The 19,420-nt window shown below is 68.0% G+C and carries 20 protein-coding genes and 1 pseudogene; all 21 read right to left on the bottom strand.

Going from position 1 to position 19,420, the window contains the following annotated elements:
• Window positions 1–17 precede the first annotated feature (17 nt).
• Window positions 18–632 carry an NADH-quinone oxidoreductase subunit J gene (locus EV655_RS06830; protein WP_132543160.1) on the bottom strand — a complete coding sequence of 205 codons (615 nt, stop codon included), beginning with the start codon at window positions 630–632 and terminating at the stop codon, window positions 18–20.
• Window positions 629–1,045: a carboxymuconolactone decarboxylase family protein gene (locus EV655_RS06825; protein ID WP_132543158.1), complete on the bottom strand. Its 417-nt coding sequence runs from the start codon at window positions 1,043–1,045 to the stop codon at window positions 629–631. The genes EV655_RS06830 and EV655_RS06825 overlap by 4 nt, the downstream gene beginning before the upstream one ends.
• Entirely contained in the window at window positions 1,042–1,536 is a 495-nt protein-coding gene (gene nuoI, locus EV655_RS06820; protein WP_132543156.1) for an NADH-quinone oxidoreductase subunit NuoI, read from the bottom strand. Before nuoI ends, EV655_RS06825 begins: the two co-directional genes overlap by 4 nt.
• Before the next feature lie 108 nt (window positions 1,537–1,644).
• Window positions 1,645–2,151 carry a hypothetical protein gene (locus EV655_RS06815; protein WP_132543154.1) on the bottom strand — a complete coding sequence of 169 codons (507 nt, stop codon included), beginning with the start codon at window positions 2,149–2,151 and terminating at the stop codon, window positions 1,645–1,647.
• A 3-nt stretch (window positions 2,152–2,154) separates the two neighbouring features.
• Complete coding sequence (gene nuoH / locus EV655_RS06810; RefSeq protein WP_132543152.1) at window positions 2,155–3,192, bottom strand: NADH-quinone oxidoreductase subunit NuoH; 1,038 nt, start codon at window positions 3,190–3,192, stop codon at window positions 2,155–2,157.
• Between the two features lie 17 nt (window positions 3,193–3,209).
• Window positions 3,210–3,632, bottom strand: coding sequence for a hypothetical protein (locus tag EV655_RS06805; RefSeq protein WP_132543150.1), 423 nt, complete (start codon window positions 3,630–3,632; stop codon window positions 3,210–3,212).
• 4 nt (window positions 3,633–3,636) lie between these two features.
• A complete protein-coding gene (gene nuoG / locus EV655_RS06800; protein WP_132543148.1) occupies window positions 3,637–5,649 on the bottom strand; it encodes an NADH-quinone oxidoreductase subunit NuoG in 2,013 nt (670 codons plus the stop codon).
• 128 nt (window positions 5,650–5,777) lie between these two features.
• The gene (locus tag EV655_RS06795) at window positions 5,778–6,188 is read right to left on the bottom strand and encodes a DUF5333 domain-containing protein (RefSeq protein WP_132543146.1); all 411 of its coding nucleotides are present in this window, start codon (window positions 6,186–6,188) and stop codon (window positions 5,778–5,780) included.
• Between the two features lie 122 nt (window positions 6,189–6,310).
• Window positions 6,311–7,606, bottom strand: a complete 1,296-nt coding sequence (gene nuoF / locus EV655_RS06790; protein WP_132543144.1) for an NADH-quinone oxidoreductase subunit NuoF — start codon at window positions 7,604–7,606, stop codon at window positions 6,311–6,313.
• A gap of 259 nt (window positions 7,607–7,865) precedes the next feature.
• Window positions 7,866–8,600 (bottom strand): NADH-quinone oxidoreductase subunit E, encoded by a 735-nt coding sequence (locus EV655_RS18845; RefSeq protein ID WP_243645012.1) that lies wholly within the window; start codon window positions 8,598–8,600, stop codon window positions 7,866–7,868.
• A gap of 79 nt (window positions 8,601–8,679) precedes the next feature.
• Window positions 8,680–9,396: pseudogene (gene nuoE, locus EV655_RS06775) on the bottom strand (NADH-quinone oxidoreductase subunit NuoE); the annotation flags it as partial.
• An 88-nt stretch (window positions 9,397–9,484) separates the two neighbouring features.
• Entirely contained in the window at window positions 9,485–10,696 is a 1,212-nt protein-coding gene (locus EV655_RS06770; RefSeq protein WP_132543140.1) for an NADH-quinone oxidoreductase subunit D, read from the bottom strand.
• A 1-nt stretch (window position 10,697) separates the two neighbouring features.
• Window positions 10,698–11,573 (bottom strand): sulfotransferase family protein, encoded by an 876-nt coding sequence (locus EV655_RS06765; protein ID WP_132543138.1) that lies wholly within the window; start codon window positions 11,571–11,573, stop codon window positions 10,698–10,700.
• A gap of 4 nt (window positions 11,574–11,577) precedes the next feature.
• Window positions 11,578–12,189 (bottom strand): NADH-quinone oxidoreductase subunit C, encoded by a 612-nt coding sequence (locus EV655_RS06760; protein WP_132543136.1) that lies wholly within the window; start codon window positions 12,187–12,189, stop codon window positions 11,578–11,580.
• A gap of 126 nt (window positions 12,190–12,315) precedes the next feature.
• A complete protein-coding gene (locus EV655_RS06755; RefSeq protein ID WP_132543134.1) occupies window positions 12,316–12,849 on the bottom strand; it encodes a NuoB/complex I 20 kDa subunit family protein in 534 nt (177 codons plus the stop codon).
• Window positions 12,840–13,205 carry an NADH-quinone oxidoreductase subunit A gene (locus tag EV655_RS06750; RefSeq protein ID WP_132543132.1) on the bottom strand — a complete coding sequence of 122 codons (366 nt, stop codon included), beginning with the start codon at window positions 13,203–13,205 and terminating at the stop codon, window positions 12,840–12,842. The genes EV655_RS06755 and EV655_RS06750 overlap by 10 nt, the downstream gene beginning before the upstream one ends.
• A gap of 253 nt (window positions 13,206–13,458) precedes the next feature.
• On the bottom strand, window positions 13,459–14,253 hold the full coding sequence (locus EV655_RS06745; RefSeq protein WP_132543130.1) for a crotonase/enoyl-CoA hydratase family protein: 795 nt from the start codon (window positions 14,251–14,253) through the stop codon (window positions 13,459–13,461).
• On the bottom strand, window positions 14,246–15,121 hold the full coding sequence (locus EV655_RS06740) for a hydroxymethylglutaryl-CoA lyase (RefSeq protein WP_132543128.1): 876 nt from the start codon (window positions 15,119–15,121) through the stop codon (window positions 14,246–14,248). Before EV655_RS06740 ends, EV655_RS06745 begins: the two co-directional genes overlap by 8 nt.
• Window positions 15,114–15,773 (bottom strand): glutathione S-transferase family protein, encoded by a 660-nt coding sequence (locus EV655_RS06735; RefSeq protein ID WP_132543126.1) that lies wholly within the window; start codon window positions 15,771–15,773, stop codon window positions 15,114–15,116. Before EV655_RS06735 ends, EV655_RS06740 begins: the two co-directional genes overlap by 8 nt.
• Complete coding sequence (locus tag EV655_RS06730; protein WP_132543124.1) at window positions 15,770–17,713, bottom strand: acetyl-CoA carboxylase biotin carboxylase subunit; 1,944 nt, start codon at window positions 17,711–17,713, stop codon at window positions 15,770–15,772. Before EV655_RS06730 ends, EV655_RS06735 begins: the two co-directional genes overlap by 4 nt.
• Window positions 17,714–17,798: 85 nt before the next feature.
• Window positions 17,799–19,403 carry a carboxyl transferase domain-containing protein gene (locus EV655_RS06725; RefSeq protein WP_132543122.1) on the bottom strand — a complete coding sequence of 535 codons (1,605 nt, stop codon included), beginning with the start codon at window positions 19,401–19,403 and terminating at the stop codon, window positions 17,799–17,801.
• Window positions 19,404–19,420 lie beyond the last annotated feature (17 nt).

Genomic DNA, 19,420 nt, shown 5'->3' with positions numbered 1-19,420 from the left:
GTCGTTGCGTTCCGCGGTCAGAGGCCCTGCCCCGGTTTCACGTCCTTCAGTTCCATCGCCCTGGCCGGGTCGCGATACATCTGCGCCAGCACGTCCTGCCGCTTGACGTTGGGCCGGTGGCGCAGCGTCAGCACGATCGCCCCGATCATCGCAACCAGCAGGATCAGACCCGCCGCCTGGAACAGGTGGATGTAGTCGTCATAGATCAGATCCCCCAGCGCGGCGGTATTGTGCCGCGCGGCCGGGTCGGGGGTGGGCGCGCCGCGCATCTGGGCCGCCCCATCGGCCGATTGCCAGACCCCGAAGACCATCACGAGTTGCGCCAGGAACACCGCCCCGATCAGCCCCGCGATGGGGAAATAGGCGGCCATCTTCGCCTTGAACTCGGTGAAATCGACATCCAGCATCATCACGACGAACAGGAACAGCACCGCCACCGCGCCGACATAGACGATGACCAGCAGCATCGCGACGAACTCGGCCCCCAGCAGCACGAACAGGCCCGCGGACGACAGGAAGGCGAGGATCAGCCACAGCACCGAATGGACCGGGTTGCGCGCCAGCACGACGAACAGGCCCGAGGCCACCGTCACAGAGGCGAAGCAGTAGAATGCGAAATCCGCGACGCTCATCCGCCGTCCTCCTCGTTCCTGTGCCGCTCGTCGAACACCGCCTGCGCCAGTTCCAGCGCCCGCGTCATCGCCGGGATGCCGCCCAGCATCGCCATCTGGTAGATCACCTCGGCGATCTCGCGCTCGGTCGCGCCGGCCTCAAGCGCGTGGCGCACGGTCAGCTTGAACTGGGTGTCGGCCTGCGCGCCCAGCACCGTCAGCCCCGCCAGCACCACCAGCAGCCGCGTCTTGGCATCCAGCCCCTCGCGGTTGAAGGTGTTGCCCCACATCATCTCGATGAAGTCCTTGGGCATGGTGGGGATCAGCTTGTCGAAGCCGTGCACCTGAAAGCTTTCCAGCGCCGGGTTGAAGGCGCGGGCCATCTTGTGGCTTTGTTCAAGCATCTGCTCGAAGAGTTTGGAATATCCGCTCATCGGTAGGGTGCATCCAGTTCGAGGTTGCGGGCGATCTCGGCTTCCCAGCGGTCACCGTTTTCCAGGAGCTTGGCCTTGTCGTAGAACAGCTCCTCGCGCGTTTCGGTGGCGAATTCGAAATTCGGACCCTCGACAATGGCATCCACCGGACAGGCCTCCTGGCAGAAGCCGCAATAGATGCATTTCGTCATGTCGATGTCATAGCGCGTGGTCCGGCGCGACCCGTCGGCACGCGGTTCCGCGTCGATGGTGATCGCCTGCGCCGGGCAGATCGCCTCGCACAGCTTGCAGGCGATGCAGCGTTCCTCGCCGTTGGGATAACGGCGCAGCGCATGTTCGCCGCGAAAACGGGGGCTTAGAGGCCCCTTTTCATGCGGATAGTTCAGCGTGGCCTTGGGCGCGAGAAAGTATTTCATCCCCAGCCGGAAGCCTTCGAGGAAATCCAGCAGCAGGAAGTATTTCCCGGCGCGTTTCCAGTCCATTGTAGTCATTGGACGGTCTCCTGTTCGCGGGAATGTGCGCAGCGCAGGGCCGCGCGGCAGAGGAGGCCCGGGGCCGCGACGGGCCAGCAGGTGCGCCTGTGTTCGCTCGGTCTCATGTCACTCCTCGCACTGGGACATAAGGGCCTGAACCCGCGCGGTCATCTCGGCCCCCTGGGCGGGCATCGCGAAGGGGGCGGCCCAGATCTCCTGGTTGGCACAAAGTGCGTCACGGCTCTCGGCGGCGCAGGCGTCGTCGCCCAGTGCCGCACAGGTCTCGGCCCGCACCAGATGCAGCGTCGCATACATGAAGCGCGTGTCGCCATGGTCCGACCGGACGATTTCAAGCAGGCGCTCGGCTTCGGTTCGCGCGGCCCGGTTGCCCAACTGCGGTACAGCCATGCGGAACAACACCTCCCAGCGCGCGCCGGCGATGCTCAGATCGCCCTCGGGTCCCTCGAGCGGCGCGCGGCTCTCCGACGTCATTAAATCGGTGAACTCACGATAGGCGCAGACGAAATCGCCCTTTTCAAAGCATGCCATGGCAACCGCGTCGGGCTGTGCTGCCGCCGGTCCGGCAAGACCGCCGACCGCCAGGGCAACCGTCATCAGAAGGATACGCACCATGTCTCAGCCTCCCACCGCCCAGCGGGCATAGGCGCCGCCGAACAATTCGAATTTCGCGAAGAACGCCACGATCACCACCCAGATCAGCGACATCGGCAGGAACACCTTCCAGCCCAGCCGCATCAGCTGGTCATAGCGGTAGCGCGGCACGATGGCCTTGACCATGGCGAAGAGGAAGAAGAACACCCCCATCTTGGCCACCATCCAGAGCGCCCCGTCGGGCAGGCCCGGAATGGGCGACAGCCAGCCGCCGAAGAACAACAGCGTCATCAGCGCGCACATCAGGAAGATGGCGATGTATTCGCCCGCCATGAACAGCAGGAACGGCGTCGAGGAGTATTCCACCTGATAGCCCGCCACCAGTTCGGACTCCGCCTCCGGCAGGTCGAAGGGCGGGCGGTTGGTTTCGGCCAGCGCCGAGATGAAGAACAGGAACACCATCGGCAGGTGCGGCAGCCAGTACCAGTTGAACAGCCCGAAACTGCCGTCCTGTGCGGCGACGATGTCGCCGAAATTCAGGGATCCGGTGGACAGGATCACGCCCACGATGATCAGCCCGATCGACACCTCGTAGGACACCATCTGCGCCGCCGAGCGCAGCGAGCCGAGGAAGGCGTATTTCGAGTTCGACGCCCAGCCGCCCATGATGACGCCGTAGACCTCGAGCGAGGAAATCGCGAACACATACAGAATCGCCACGTTAAGATCGGCCAGGACAAGCCTGTCCGAAAAGGGAATAACTGCCCAGGCGATCATAGCCATCACGAACGAGATCATCGGCGCCAGCAGGAAGACCGGCCGGTCGACGCCCGCGGGGATCACGACCTCCTTGACCACGTATTTCAGCGCGTCCGCCACCGTCTGCAACAGCCCGAAGGCGCCCACCACGTTGGGCCCGCGGCGCATCTGCACCGCCGCCCAGATCTTGCGGTCGCCATAGACGAGAAACAGCAGCGAGATCATCACGAAGGCGATCACCATCAGCCCCTGCGCCATGATGGTCAGCGCCACCCCGAACCCGGTATCCAGAAAATCCGCCATCTCGTCCCTATCGTTCCTCAGACCGTCGGTATGCCCAGCCCGGCGCAATCGGCCGCGACCACCTCGGCGTCAAGCGGCCGCACCCCCTCGGGCAGGGCCGCAGACATCGTAAAGACGGCGTCGGCCGTGACCACGCCGCCCGGCTCGGTGCCGGTTTTCGTGCGCACATGGCGCAGAAAGCTCATCCCCTGTCCCAGCGCGAACCCCGCCGCCGCGCAGCGGGCGTAGGCCTCGACCGCGGCGGCATCCTCGGGGTCGCGCATGCGCACCACCATGTTCACCAGATCGGCGCTGAGCACCGCCGTCTCGACCCCCAGATAGGCCGGGGCGCGGGCGTCCGGCTGGCCCGCGGCCTCGGGCGCGGCAGGCGCACAGCCTCCCGCCCCGGCCATCAGGGCCAGCGCCACGACCGGCGCGACAGGATGGCGGCTGCGCCCCATCGGCCTACTCCGCCGCCAGCGGCGCCGCGCGGCGCGCCTTGGCGTTGGCGGACAGTTCGGCCATCAGGCGCGAGGCCCGCGCGATCGGGTTCGTCAGATAGAAGTCGCGGATCGCATAGGCGAAGGCGCCCGTGCCCAGCGGGCCCGCGCGAAGCGGATCCCAGGGGGTCTCGGCCAGGTCGTCGATCGCGCCGAGATGCGGCACCGCCTTGACCAGGCGCTGGCGCAGCTGGGCCAGCGTGTCCCAGGGCAGCGGGCTGCCCAGCTCGCCCGACAGCGCGCGCAGGATCGCCCAGTTCTCGCGCGCCTCGCCCGGCGGGAACCCGGCCCGCAGGGCCAGTTGCGGCCGGCCCTCGGTGTTGACGAACAGCCCCGGCTCTTCGGCATAGGCGGCGCCGGGCAGGATCACGTCGGCCCGGTGCGCGCCACGGTCGCCATGGCTGCCCTGGTAGATCACGAAGGGACCGGGCGCGATGTCGATCTCGTCTGCGCCGAGGTTGAACACCACGTCGGCGCCCGACAGCAGGTCCGCGATGCCGCCCGGGCTGGTGCAGTCCACATCCATCGCGCCGACACGCGCCGCCGCGGTATGCAGCACCAGCAGGCCGCCGCCGGTCCGTTCGGCCAGCAGCATCGCCGCGGCCAGAACAGCCGTTCCATCCTCGCCCGTCAGCGCACCCTGCCCGATGATGACCAGCGCGTTCTCCTGCGGCCCGGCGCCCTCGGTCAGCCGCATCAGCGCGGCCCGGTCGGGGCCGTGCTCGGTGACGTCATAGGTCAGGTCCACGGGCAGGCCGACCCTGTGCACCGTGGCGCCATGCAGCCAGGCCTTGCGGATCCGCGCGTTCAGGACGGGGGCCTCGGCGCGCGGGTTGCTGCCGACCAGGTAGATCGTCCGCGCGTGGTCGATATCCTCGATCGCGGCATTGCCGACATAGGCCGAGCGGTTGCCCGCGGGCAGTTTCGCCCCGTCCACGCGACATTCCACATGCCCGCCCAGCCCCTCGACCAGATGCTTCAGCGCGAAGGCGGGTTCCACCGGAACCAGATCGCCCACCAGCCCCGCCAGCCTCTTGGCGCCCTTGATGGCGGCCGCGGCGGCGGCCAGCGCCTCGGGCCAGCTTGCGGGGCGCAGCTTGCCGTTCTCGCGGATATAGGGCTTGTCCAGCCGCTGGCGCCGCAGCCCATCCCAGACGAAACGGGTCTTGTCGGAAATCCACTCCTCGTTCACGCCGTCATGGTTGCGCGGCAGGATGCGCATCACCTCGCGCCCCTTGGTGTCGATCCGGATGTTCGACCCCAGCGCGTCCATCACGTCGATGGTCTCGGTCTTGGTCAACTCCCACGGCCGGGCGGTGAAGGCGTAGGGTTTCGAGGTCAGCGCGCCCACCGGGCACAGGTCGATGATGTTGCCCTGCAACTCGCTGTCCAGCGTCTGGCCCAGGTACGAGGTGATCTCGGCATCCTCGCCGCGGCCGGTCTGGCCCATCTGGGTGATCCCCGCGACCTCGGTGGTGAAGCGCACGCAGCGGGTGCACGAGATGCAGCGGGTCATGCAGGTGCCCACCAGCGGCCCAAGATCCAGATCCTCGTTGGCGCGCTTCGGCTCGCGATAGCGGCTGAAGTCCACGCCGTAAGCCATTGCCTGGTCTTGCAGATCACATTCACCGCCCTGATCGCAGATCGGGCAGTCGAGGGGATGGTTGATCAGCAGGAACTCCATCACCCCTTCGCGCGCCTTCTTGACCATGGGCGAGTTGGTCTTGACCACGGGGGGCTGGCCCTCGGGGCCGGGGCGCAAATCCTTGACCTGCATCGCGCAGGACGCGGCCGGCTTGGGCGGGCCGCCAACGATCTCGACGAGGCACATCCGGCAGTTGCCCGCGATCGACAGCCGTTCGTGGTAGCAGAAGCGCGGGATCTCGATCCCCGCCACCTCGCAGGCCTGCAACACCGTCATCGCGGGGTCGACCTCGATCTCGGTGTCGTCGATGATGATCTTTCGTAGCTCTGCCATGATCTCGCCTTGTCGTCTCGTGCGCGCTCCACCTCAGCGGAGCGGCCTGTTCCATATGCCGCGGGCGTGGCTCGTCCGGCCCGGCCCGTCGTCGCATCGCCTGTCGCTGTCGCCCCCCGGCCGCATCGCTACCGTGCCCTGAGCAGGACGCCGACCTGGCTTTTCCGCTCGATCTCGGCGCGCCCAACGCGGCAGTAACCTTGTTCTTCGTCCAGCGCGACGCCCTGCCCCGACAGCCACGCCCGGGCGGCATCCTCGACGCGCGTCTTCTCGGCCTTGTCGGTGACATAGGCCTCGATCTCGTCATCGGAATAGCCCGCGTCGTTGGCGATCTGCTTGAGCTCGCGCATGAAGCCATAGGCCCGGAACAGGCGTGGCTCGATGCCATCACATTTCTTGCGGATCATGTCGGAGATGGCGATGATCGTCAGCCCCCGGTTGATCTCCGCATGCTCGCGCAGGTGCGGTTTCGCCTCGGCGGCATGGATCGCCGTGGCCGCAAGGCCGGTGGCAAGGATTGCGGACGGGATCAGGCGCATTCCACGCACTCCTCTCGTGACAGCGGGGGGGCGACACGCCCCCTTGCTGCCAGAGATGGGGCGCCGGGGCGCTGTCATGCAATAACAGCCCCGCCCGGTCGCGGTTATGCACCGCTGCCCACTCACTCCGCCGCCACCGCGCTGGGCCGGCCGGTCTTCTTCGCCTTGATCCGGTCCTCGATCTCGTCGCGGAAATGCCGGATCAGGCCCTGGATCGGCCAGGCCGCCGCATCGCCGAGCGCGCAGATCGTGTGGCCCTCGACCTGTTTGGAGACGTCGAACAGCATGTCGATCTCCTCGATCTCGGCCTCGCCCTTCACCAGCCGTTCCATCACCCGCATCATCCAGCCGGTGCCCTCGCGGCAGGGGGTGCACTGGCCGCAGCTTTCGTGCTTGTAGAACTTGGCCAGCCGCCAGATCGCCTTGATGACATCGGTGGACTGGTCCATCACGATGACCGCCGCGGTGCCGAGCCCGGATTTCTGGTCGCGCAGCCAGTCGAAATCCATGATCGCCTCGTCGCAGACGGCCGCGGGCAGCAGTGGCACCGACGAGCCGCCGGGGATCACCGCCTTGAGGTTGTCCCAGCCGCCGCGCACCCCGCCGCAATGGCGGTCGAGCAACTCGCGCAGGCCGATCGACATGCTTTCCTCGACCACGCAGGGGGTGTTCACATGGCCCGAGATTGCGAAAATCTTGGTGCCCGCATTGTTCGGCCGTCCGAAGCTGGCGAACCAGTCGCCGCCGCGGCGCAGGATGGTGGGCACCACGGCGATGGATTCGACGTTGTTCACCGTGGTCGGACAGCCGTAAAGGCCGGACCCCGCCGGGAACGGCGGCTTCATTCGCGGCATGCCCTTCTTGCCTTCCAGGCTTTCCAGCAGCGCGGTTTCCTCGCCGCAGATATAGGCTCCCGCGCCGTGATGCAGGTAAAGGTCGAACGCCCAGCCCGACCCGGCGGCGTTGCGCCCCAGGAGACCCGCGTCATAGGCCTCGTCGATGGCCGCCTGCAGCGCCTCGCGCTCGCGGATGTATTCGCCGCGGATGTAGATATAGCTGACATGTGCCCCCATCGCGAAGGACGCGATCAGCGCCCCCTCGATCAGCGTATGGGGGTCGTGGCGCATGATCTCGCGGTCCTTGCAGGTGCCCGGCTCGGATTCATCCGCGTTGATGACGAGGTAGTGCGGCCTCCCGTCGCTTTCCTTCGGCATGAAGGACCATTTAAGACCGGTGGGGAACCCAGCGCCGCCACGGCCGCGAAGACCGGATTTCTTCATCTCGTCGATGATCCAGTCGCGCCCCTTGGCGATGATTGCCGCCGTGCCGTCCCAATGTCCACGGGCGCGCGCGCCGGAGAGGGTGCGGTCATCCATCCCGTAGAGATTGGTGAAGATGCGGTCCTGATCGGTCAGCATGGTTCGTCCCCATTGGTTCCGGCCCCCGGGCCGGCTCTCGTCCGTCGCGTTCCCGCGGCACCACGCGCAGAACGCCTGCCCGGCGCGCCGTGCCGGAATGTGGTGGCCAGGGGGCGGGGAAACCCGCCCGCGGCCATATGCCGCCGGGGAAGAGGCGGGCGGCGTGCGGCTGGTGGCTGTCCGGGTCACTGTCGTGGACCCGTTCGCCGCGCGCGCCGCGCGCCGTCTGTTGTCGCCCCCGCCCGTCGCGGTCACCTCATCAGTAGACGTCGCCCTCGTCGACCTTCTTCGAGAACTCTGTCTCGCCGCCCGTGGCCAGGATCCCGGCCTGGGCAACCCACTCGTCACGGCTGACGCGGCCCTTGAACCCTTCCAGGTTCTCGTCCACCCACGCGACCTCGGCCGCCGTCCAGTTGGCGATCTGGTCGTAGTGGTAGAAGCCCATGTCGTTCAGCATCTTTTCGAGCTTGGGCCCGACGCCCTTGATCTTCTTGAGGTCGTCCGCGCCGCCCTTGCGCGCGGCCTTCAGCGCCGCAGGGCGCTTGCCCACCTCGGCGGTCGCGGCGGGCGCTGCGGCCGGTGCCGGAGCGGGCGCAGGCGCGGGCTTGGGCACAGGTGCGGGCGCCGGTTTCGCGGCAGCGGCGGGCTTGGGCGCCGATCTGGCCACGGTCGGGGCGGCCTTGACGACGCCCGCGCCGGGTTTCGTGGCGGTCGTGATCACCTTGGCGGCATTCGCCTCGAGATAGGGCTTGCGCGCCGCCTCGGCTGCGTTCCGCACCTTGGCCTTGGCGCCCATCTCGGCGCTGGTCTGGCAGAAATTCGCGATCAGGAAGAACCCGGCCACGATACCAGTTCCCGCGCCGGCGGCGAAGGCCACCAGCGACCACAGGCCAAGCCAGACGAGGAAGGCCATCGCCGTGACACCGATCACGGCCGCCACGAGCCACCAGAAGATGGCGCATTTGAACTTTGCTTCACTGCGAGAAATGTTCATCTCTTGTCTCCGCTTCGACGGTTATTCATCCGACGCCCTTTGTAACGCGTCAGCCGCCCTCTGTCTTGACCTCTTCCGCCGCAGCCCCCGCGCGCCGCCAGGGGGTCAGCAGCGGCACCTCGGTGCCGTCGATCCGCTTGACCGTGTCGCCGATCGTGGTGGCCAGGGCGACCGAGGCATTGTGCGCCATCTTGCGTCCGCCCTGCCCGGTCAGGCTGGTCGGCCCGCCCTTGGGTTCAGACGCGAAGCGGCCGTTCTGCGGCCCCGGCGCGGGCACCCGGCCCGCCGCCAGTTCGTCGAGAATCCACGCCAGCCGGTCGGCCGTCAGATCCTCGTAGTAATCCTTGCCGATCTGCGCCATCGGCGCGTTCGAACAGGCGCCCAGGCACTCGACCTCTTCCCAGCTGAACCTGCCATCGGTCGACAGGGTAAAGGGCGCCGCGGCGATCCTGTCCTTGCAGACCCCGATCAGATCCTCGGCGCCGCAGATCAGGCAGGACGTCGTGCCGCAGATCTGCACATGGGCCACCGACCCCACCGGGGCAAGCTGGAACATGAAGTAGAACGTCGCCACCTCGAGCGCGCGGATATGCGCCATGCCCAGCATGTCGGCCACATGTTCGATGGCGGGCCGGCTCAGCCAGCCCTCCTGCTCCTGCGCGCGCCACAGCAGCGGGATGATCGCGCTGGCCTGCCGGCCCGGCGGATACTTGGTCATCTGCGCCTCGGCCCAGGCCCGGTTGGCCGGTGTAAAGGCGAAGCTGTCGGGTTGGTCGGGGTGAAGTCGTCTCAGCATCGACTTGCGATACCTCCGGAAACAGGAAACATTTCGCTGGCCTCACAGCGGTGCGACCCACGGAAATCTGGCATGGCGCCGAGGAAACTCACCGGTCGATCTCCCCGAACACCACGTCCATCGTGCCGATGATCGCCGCCACGTCGGCCAGTTGGTGGCCGCGGGTGATGTGGTCCATCGCCTGCAGGTGCAGAAAGCCGGGTGCGCGCAGCTTGGCGCGGTAGGGCTTGTTGGTGCCATCGGCCACCAGGTAGACGCCGAACTCGCCCTTCGGCGCCTCGACCGCGGCATAGACCTCGCCCGCGGGGACGTGGAAGCCCTCGGTATACAGCTTGAAGTGATGGATCAGCGCCTCCATCGAGGTCTTCATGTCGGCCCGTTTCGGCGGCGCGATCTTGCCGCGATTCAGCACTTCGCCCTTTTCATGGCGCAGCTTCTCGCAGCACTGGCGGATGATGTGGGTCGACTGGCGCATCTCTTCCATCCGCACCAGGTAGCGGTCGTAGCAGTCGCCGTTCCTGCCGATGGGCACCTGGAACTCGAACTCGTCGTAACATTCATAGGGCTGCGACCGGCGCAGGTCCCAGGCCATGCCCGAGCCGCGTACCATCACCCCCGAAAAGCCCCAGTCCAGCACCTCTTGCGGGCTGACGACGCCGATATCGACGTTGCGCTGCTTGAAGATGCGGTTCTCGGTCAAGAGCCCGTCGATGTCGTCGATCACCTGCGGAAAGGCCTCGGCCCAGGCGTCGATATCCTCGACCAGGTCGGGCGGCAGGTCCACATGCACGCCGCCGGGCCGGAAATAGGCCGCATGCAGCCGGGCCCCGCAGGCGCGCTCGTAGAACACCATCAGCTTTTCGCGTTCCTCGAAGCCCCAGAGCGGCGGCGTCAGCGCGCCCACGTCCATCGCCTGCGTGGTGACGTTCAGCAGGTGGTTCAGCACCCGCCCGATTTCCGAATAGAGCACCCGGATCAACTGTGCCCGGCGCGGCACCGGCGTGCCCGTCAGCTTCTCGATGGCCAGGCACCAGGCATGTTCCTGGTTCATCGGCGCGACGTAATCCAGCCGGTCGAAATAGGGCAGGTTCTGCAGGTAGGTGCGGCTTTCCATCAGCTTTTCGGTGCCGCGGTGCAGCAGCCCGATATGCGGATCGGCGCGTTCCACGATCTCGCCGTCCAGTTCCAGAACCAGCCGAAGAACACCATGCGCAGCAGGATGTTGCGGTCCGAAGTTGATGTTGAAGTTGCGGATCCGCTGTTCGCCCGTCCGCGCGTCGTTGAAGGCGTTGTCCTTCATCTCACACCCCCACGCGATGCGATTGCCAGACGGCGGGCACGCGCCCCAGCCGTTCGGCCACGAAATCGTATTGCGGCGCCAGCCATTCGGCCGCCGCCCGGCGCTGGTCGCGGCTCATCGGCACGGGAACCCCGGCATGGACGCGCACGCTGAACTCGGCCGGCACCGCCGCGATCCCGAGAAACGCACACAGCCGGTCGACGGACGCCTGCGAGAACAGTTCCTCGTAGAACGACAGGCACAGCCGCGTCGGGTCGACCGCCGCCCAGAGCCGGGTCAGCACCGCGCAGTAGTCGCCGCGTTTGGCGATATGGGTCTCTTCGCCCGCCAGCACGCGCGCAAGGATGCGGCCGGCCCGCGGGCCGATCGCCTCGCCCGGATTCGCGCGGGTGCGCGCGATCATCCGCACATGGCTCCACAGCCGGTCGACCGGATCGCGCAACAGATAGATAAAGCGCACATCGGACGCCATGGCGGCCATCCGTTTCAGCCGCGCCACCGGCAGCAGGGCATAGGCGGGCGTGATATCGGCGACCAGGCGGCGTGTGCCGCGCCCGTTCGACAGGTAGTCGAGATAGGCGGCCTCGCTGCCATCGGCCAGCGCCGCCGACCAGTCGGCCAGATCGCCGATCCGGTTCGCCCGCGCCTCGGCCCGGGCGCGGTTGGCTGGAACGGGACGCGCGGCGAGGCGGGCCCGCTCTTCGTCGAGCTCCTCCCGCACGCGCGTCACCCGACCCTCCTCCAGGGCATCGAAATAGTGCAGCTCCTTGATCGAGCGCAGATGGCAGTCGGGGTGACCGGCCAGGTACCGGTGCAGCCAGGTGGTGCCCGCCTTGGTGGCCCCGACACCGAATAGAAGGGTCGCCTCGTTCGACATTGCCCTACCCCCTGCCGCCCGCGGCCTTGTCGTCGCCGGGCAGGATGTAGTCGGCGCCCTCCCACGGGCTCATGAAGTCGAACTGGCGGTATTCCTGGGTCAGCCGGACGGGTTCGTAGACCACCCGCTTCTGCGCCTCGGAATAGCGCACCTCGGTATAGCCGGTGGTCGGGAAGTCCTTGCGCAGCGGATGCCCGCGAAAGCCGTAATCGGTCAGGATGCGGCGCAGGTCCGGATGGCCCGAGAAGATGATGCCGAACATGTCGAACACCTCGCGCTCGAACCAGTTGGCCGAGGGATGGACCGACGCGATGGAGGGGATCATCTCGTCCTCGCGGACGGCGCATTTCACCCGGATGCGCTGGTTCTGGTACATCGACAGGAAGTGGTAGACCACGTCGAAGCGCGCCTCGCGCTCGGGGTAGTCGACGGCGGTGATATCGACCAGCGACGAGAACCGGCAGGTGGGATCCGCGCGCAGGAATTCCGTCAGCCCCACAATCGCGGCGGGCGCGGCGGTGACATTCAACTCGCCATGCGCCACCTCCCACGAGATCACGCAATCGGGCCGGCGGGCCTCGACATACCGCCCGAGTTCGCGGAGCGCGTCATCCATGGCATGTTCCTCCCTTGGCGCAGCAGCCGGCCGCGCGCCCCCGCAGGGGTGCCGGTCGCCGCCGCGCCGCACCCTTCTGGGCCGGGGCCGCGGCGAAAGTATGTGACCAAGTCACGTCGGTGCCCGTCATCGCACGATCGTCCCGGTGCGGCGGATCTTCCGCTGAAGCTGCAGGATGCCGTAAAGCAGCGCCTCGGCGGTCGGGGGGCAGCCCGGCACGTAGATGTCCACGGGCACGATCCGGTCACAGCCCCGCACCACCGAATAGCTGTAGTGGTAATAGCCGCCGCCATTGGCACAGGACCCCATCGAGATCACATAGCGCGGCTCCGGCATCTGGTCGTAGACCTTGCGCAGCGCCGGCGCCATCTTGTTGGTCAGCGTGCCGGCGACGATCATCAGGTCCGACTGGCGCGGGCTGGCGCGCGGCGCGGTGCCGAAGCGTTCGAGGTCATAGCGCGGCATCGAGGTATGCATCATCTCGACCGCGCAGCAGGCGAGGCCAAAGGTCATCCAGTGCAACGACCCGGTGCGCGCCCAGTTGATGATGTCCGCCGTCGAGGTGACGAGGAACCCCTTGTCCTGCAACTCGGCGTTCAGCGCCTGGGTCGCATGCTCGGGGTCGGGCCCGGCGGTCGTGGGGTTGGTCGTCACGCCCATTCCAGCGCCCCCTTCTTCCATTCATAGGCAAAGCCGACGGTCAGCACGGCAAGGAACACCATCATCGACCAGAAGCCCACCATGCCCATCGCGCCGAAGGACACCGCCCAGGGGAACAGGAAGGCGATTTCCAGGTCGAAGATGATGAACAGGATCGCCACCAGGTAGAATCGCACGTCGAAGGTCATCCGCGCATCGTCGAAGGCGTTGAACCCACATTCATAGGCCGAAAGCTTCTCGGGATCTGGATTGCGCACCGCGATCACCACCGCCGACAGCATGAGCAACAGGCCAAGGCCGATCGCCATGCCGAAGAAGATCGCGATGGGAAGGTAGTCGCTCAAAAGCACTTCCACCGGGTTCTCCCTTTGGTTGCCGCGCATTCCTGCATCTGATGCGCTTGTTTTCCACACCGACGTTAACCGGGCCTCCGGGGGCGGGTCAACAAAGGCCGCCCCCTCCGTCGGCCCCTCTGTTATCGCGGCCGGATGGAAATGTATACAGTCGTGCGCATTGAAAACGCGCCGGAATGACGCAGCGATGTAAAACCCTTTCAATCAAGGGGTTTCCGGGAAAGTCTTAAGTTGTTTCCGGGGGTTGGGGCGCCCGTCAGGCGCCCTCGCCGGTGGCCCAGCGGGGCTTGCGGCGATCGAAGAAGGCCGCGATTCCCTCGCTGGCCTCGTCGCTTTCCCAAGCGGCAACCAGGCGGCGGATACTGTCCTCGATCACATCTTCGTCAATGCGCGGACCGATCGCGCGCAACTGCGCCTTGGCGCGCGCAACCGCGCCCGGCGCGCAGGCAAGGAAGGGCGCGACCTCGGCCTCGGTCGCGGCGTCGAGTTCGGATTCGGGCACCGCGCGGGCCAGCAGTCCAAGCTGAACCGCCTCGCCCGCGTCAAAGCGCCGCCCCGACAGGAACACCCGCCGCGACGCGGCCTCGCCAAGGCGCGCGCTGACATAGGGCCCGATGGTGGCCGGGATCAGCCCCAGCCGCGTCTCGGTCAGCGCGAACCGCGCGGTGTTCACCCCCACCGCCACGTCGCAAACCGAGATCAGCCCCACGCCGCCGCCAAAGGCCTGCCCCTGTACCCGGCCGATCAACGGCTTGGGCAGGGTGTTGAGCGCGCCCAGCATCGCGGCCAGCCGGCGCGCGGCCGCGGCGCGGGTCTCGGCGTCGGCCTCCATCTGCGCCTGCATCCAGCCCAGATCGCCGCCCGCGCAAAAGCTGGCACCGTTTCCGGTCAGCACCACGACGCGCACGCCCGGGTCCGCGCCCAGCCGGCCGGCCGCCGCATGCAGCGCCGCGATCAGGCTTTCGGACAGCGCATTGTGCTTGTCCACACGGTTCAGCGTCAGTCGTGCGACGCCCCGACCGTCGATCGCGATTCCCAGTTCCTCACGCATGGTGCCCGCCTTCCCCGCCCGTCCGCATTGCCCGCGCCATCGCCGCCGCCGCGTCGATCACCGCCAGATCAAGTCCTGTCTCGTAACCAAGTTCGGCCAGCCGCGCCGCCACCGCCTCGGTCGCGACATTGCCCGTCGCCCCCCTGGCATAGGGGCAACCGCCCAGCCCGCCCACCGCGGCGTCGAACACCCTCAGCCCCAGCGCCAGCGACGCCTCGATATTTGTCAGCGCCCGCCCCGCGGTGTCGTGGAAATGCCCAGCCAGCCGGTCGGGGGGCGCGACGTCCAGCACCGCCCGCAGCATCGCGGTGACGGATTCGGGCGTGCCCTGCCCGATCGTGTCGCCAAGACTGATCTCGTAGCAGCCGAGCGCCAGCAGGCTTTCGGCCACCGCAGCGACCCTGGCCGGTGGGGTCGGCCCGTCATAGGGGCAGTCGGTCACGCACGAGATGTAGCCGCGCATGGGCGTCCCGTCGGCCCGCGCCGCCGCGGCCACCGGGGCGAAGCGTTCGAGGCTTTCGGCGATCGAGGCGTTGATGTTGGCCCGGCTGAAGCCTTCGGAGGCCGCCCCGAAGATCGCGATCTCGTCGGCCCCTGCGTCCCTGGCCCCCTCGTAGCCCTTCAGGTTCGGCGTCAGCGCGGCGTAGCGGACCCCCGGCGCCCGCGTGATCCCCGCCAGCACCTGGGCCGCATCGGCCATCTGCGGCACCCATTTCGGGCTGACGAAGCTGGCCACCTCGATCCGGGCGAACCCCGCGCGCGACAGCATGTCGATCAGCGCGATCTTCTCGGCCGTGGGGATCGGGCGTTTCTCGTTCTGCAACCCGTCGCGGGGTCCGACCTCGAAGATCTCGACGCGCTCACCCATCGGGCACCTCGTAGAACTCGCGTTTGTAAATCTCGGGCGTGCCATCCTCGGCCATCGCCCGCTGGAACGCGGCCCGTTCCGCGAGCCTGCGGTAATAGGCATCCACGCCGGGCAGCAGTTCTGCGGGAACGAAACGCCGCGCGATCATCACGCCGTAGCCCACATTGGTATCCACCGCCGAGAACCCCGAAGGCAGCAGCCAGTCGCGCCCTTCGATGGCCCGGTCGACCACCTCCAGCGCCTTTTCGAGCCGCTTGGCCTCGAGCCGCATCACCGTGGGGCTGCGCATCCAGTCCTCGCGCAGGGCGATATGCTGCTGGGTCAGACTGGCGAGGTGCTGGCCGATGGTTTCCGCGAAATGCAGCCATTCCAGCCAGTCGGCACGGTCGGGATTGCCCGGGAACCGCCCCAGCCCACAGTCGGGCCGGGTTTCCACCAGGTATTCGGTGATCGCGCCCGACTCGAACAGCACCCGCCCGTCGATCTCCAGCGCGGGCACCCGGCCCGCGGGCGAGAGCGCCAGGTAATCCGGGTGCCTGAGCGACTTGTCGAAGAAGGAGTAGGACCGGATCTCGAACTCCAGCCCCATCTCGTGCAGCAGCCAAAGGGTGCGGAACGATCGCGCCTGCGGACAATGGTGCAGGCGGATCATGGGGCCTGCTCCTCTTCCAGACGGATCAGGGGCGCGTGGGGCTCGACCTGGGTGCCGGGCTCGACCATGACCTCGGCCACCACCCCGTCGCGGGGGGCGGCCAGCGTGTGTTCCATCTTCATCGCCTCGAGGATGGCCAGCGGCTGGCCCGCCACCACCGTATCGCCCGCGCCCACCATCACCGCCTTGACGAGCCCGGGCATCGGCGCCTCGATCACGCCGGAATGGGCATGCGCCGCGGCCGCCCGGTCGAGCGGATCGAGCGGGGCGAAGGAGAACGTGCCCGCGGCCCCGGCGAAGACATGGATCGCGCCGCCCGCGCGGATCACGCGGCCGGGCGAGATCCCGGCGATGCGCCAGCCGCCCGCGTCGCGATGGGCTTCGAGGGTCTCGCCCGCGATCTCGACATGGGCGCGGCCCGGGCCTTCGGCCAACACCACGCCCGTCACCTCGTCGCCGCCATGGGCGAGCGTCACCGTGCGCCGCAGGGGCGCCCAGAGGGCAAAGCCCGACAGCGGCCCCTCGGGCAGCGCCGCGGCCTCGAGGATCGCGGCGGCCTGGACGGCAAGCGACGGTCCCTCGGCCTCGGTCAGCGCCGCAAGGTCGCGCTCGATCAGGCCGGTGTCGACCTCGCCGCGCGCGAAGCCCTCGTGCCGGGCCAGCCGGCCGAGGAAGGCAAGGTTCGTCACCGTGCCTGCGACCTCTGTCTCTTCCAGCGCGCGCGCCAGCCGGTTCAGCGCCACCGCGCGGGTGGGGCCGTGGGTGATGACCTTGGCGATCATCGGGTCGTAAAACGGGCTGATCGCGTCGCCGGTGCGCACGCCGGTATCGGCACGGATGCCGGGCGGAAACGCCAGATGGGCAAGCCGCCCGGTGGCGGGCAGGAAGCCCGCGGGCACGTCCTCGGCGTAAAGCCGCGCCTCGAAGGCATGGCCGTTCAGCGGGATCTGGTCCTGCGTCAGGGGCAGCCCCTCGCCCGCGGCGACGCGCAACTGCCATTCGACGAGGTCGAGGCCGGTGACGGCCTCGGTCACGGGATGCTCGACCTGAAGGCGCGTGTTCATCTCCATGAACCAGAACCGGTCGGGATGAAGCCCCTGCGATCCGTCGACGATGAACTCGATGGTGCCCGCGCCCTTGTAGCCGATGGCCGTGGCCGCGCGCACCGCCGCGTCGCCCATCGCCGCGCGCATCTCGGGCGTCATGCCCGGCGCGGGGGCCTCTTCGATGACCTTCTGGTGGCGGCGCTGCAGCGAACAATCGCGTTCGTAGAGGTGGACCGCGTTCGTGCCGTCGCCGAAGACCTGCACCTCGATATGGCGGGGTTGCTCGATGTATTTCTCGATCAGGACGGCGTCGTTGCCGAAGGCATTGCGCGCCTCGGACCGGGCCGAGGCCAGCGCGGCGGCGAAATCGGCGGCGCGGGTGACCTTGCGCATCCCCTTGCCGCCGCCGCCCGCAACGGCCTTGATGAGCACGGGGTAACCGATCGCCTCGGCGGCACCTTCGAGATGGGCATCGTCCTGGTTGGCACCATGATAGCCGGGCACCACGGGCACGCCGACCTTTTCCATCAGCGCCTTGGCCGCGTCCTTGAGGCCCATCGCGCGGATCGCGTCCGCCGAGGGGCCGATGAAGGTCAGGCCCGCCCGGTCCACGGCGTCCACGAAATCGGGGTTTTCCGACAGGAAGCCGTAGCCCGGGTGGATCGCCTGCGCCCCGGTGGCGCGCGCGGCGGATATGATCCGGTCGGCGCGCAGGTAGCTGTCGGCGGGCGGGGCGGCGCCGATCGGCACGGCCTCGTCGGCCATCGCCACGTGGCGGGACAGCGCGTCGGCCTCGGAATGGACGGCGACGGTGGCGATGCCCATGCGGTGCGCCGTCTCGATGATCCGGCAGGCGATCTCGCCGCGGTTGGCTATGAGAATTTTCCTGAACATCGGTGCCTCTGTTTGCGCTCGCCTGCGGGGGGCCAGCCCCCCGCGCCCCCCGGAGTATTTGGCCCAAGAAGAAGGAGGGGCGGGTCTACATCCGGAAGACGCCGAAGCGGGTTTCGGGGATCGGGGCGTTCAGCGCCGCGGACAGCGACAGGGCAAGGACCGCGCGGGACTTGCGCGGGTCGATGATGCCGTCGTCCCAGAGCCGCGCGGAGGCGTAGAGCGGGTGGCTTTGTTCCGCGAACATCTCGATGGTGGGGCGCTTGAACTCGGCCTCGTCCTCGGGCGACCAGGTGCCGCCCGCCCGTTCGATGGCGTCGCGCCTTACCGTCGCCAGCACCCCCGCGGCCTGTTCGCCGCCCATCACGGCGGTGCGGGAATTCGGCCAGGTCCAGAGGAAGCGCGGCTGGTAGGCGCGCCCCGACATGCCGTAATTGCCCGCGCCGAAACTGCCGCCCACGATCATGGTGATCTTGGGGACAGACGTGGTGGCGACCGCGGTGACCATCTTGGCGCCGTGCCGCGCGATGCCCTCGTTCTCGTATTTGCGGCCGACCATGAAGCCGGTGACGTTCTGCAAGAAGATCAGCGGCGTGCCGCGCTGGGAACAGAGTTCCACGAAATGCGCGCCCTTCTGGGCGGATTCGGAGAAGATCACGCCGTTGTTGGCGACGATGCCCACGGGGCAGCCCATGATGTGGGCGAAGCCGGTGACGAGGCTCTCCCCGAAGCGCGGCTTGAACTCGTCGAAACGCGAGCCGTCGACGAGGCGCGCGATGATTTCGCGGATGTCATAGGGGGTACGCGGGTCGGCGGGCACGACGCCCAGCAGGTCTTCGGGGTCGTAGGCGGGGTCTTCGGGCGCTTCCCAGCGGACGGTCTGCGGTTTCATGCGGTTGAGGTGGCCGACCGCGCGGCGGGCCAGCGCCAGCGCATGCGCGTCGTCCTCGGCGAGGTAATCGGCCACGCCCGACAGGCGCGTGTGGACGTCGCCGCCGCCGAGGTCCTCGGCGGTCACGACCTCGCCGGTCGCGGCCTTCACCAGGGGCGGGCCGGCGAGGAAGATCGTGCCCTGGGCGCGCACGATGATGGTGACATCCGACATCGCGGGCACATAGGCGCCACCCGCGGTGCAGCTTCCCATCACCACGGCGATCTGGGGGATGCCCTTGGCCGACATCCGCGCCTGATTGTAGAAGATGCGGCCGAAATGGTCGCGGTCGGGGAAGACCTCGTCCTGGTTCGGCAGGTTGGCGCCGCCCGAATCCACCAGATAGATGCAGGGCAACGCACATTCCTCGGCGATTTCCTGCGCGCGGAGGTGTTTCTTGACCGTCATCGGGTAGTAGGTGCCGCCCTTCACGGTGGCGTCGTTGCAGACTACCATGACCTCGTGTCCGTGGACGCGGCCGATGCCCGCGATCACGCCCGCGCTGGGGGCGTCGCCGCCATAGAGCCCATGGGCCGCGGTCGCCCCGATTTCGAGAAACGGCGCGCCGGGATCGAGCAGGTTCGCCACCCGCTCGCGCGGCAGCATCTTGCCCCGTGAAAGGTGCCGCTCGCGGGCCGTGGCGCCGCCGCCCTCGGCAGCGAGGGCCGCGGCATCGGCGATGACGCGCAGCGCCTCGAGATGGGCGGCGCGGTTGGCCCGGAACGCCTCGGAACCGGGAAGGGCGGCAGAGGTCAGCCGCATGGTGCCGATCCCCGTCC

This window comes from Rhodovulum euryhalinum (genome assembly GCF_004342445.1).
Classification (GTDB): domain Bacteria; phylum Pseudomonadota; class Alphaproteobacteria; order Rhodobacterales; family Rhodobacteraceae; genus Rhodovulum; species Rhodovulum euryhalinum.
Note: the sequence above shows the minus strand (reverse complement) of the source record. Positions and strands in the feature narration are given on the sequence as shown.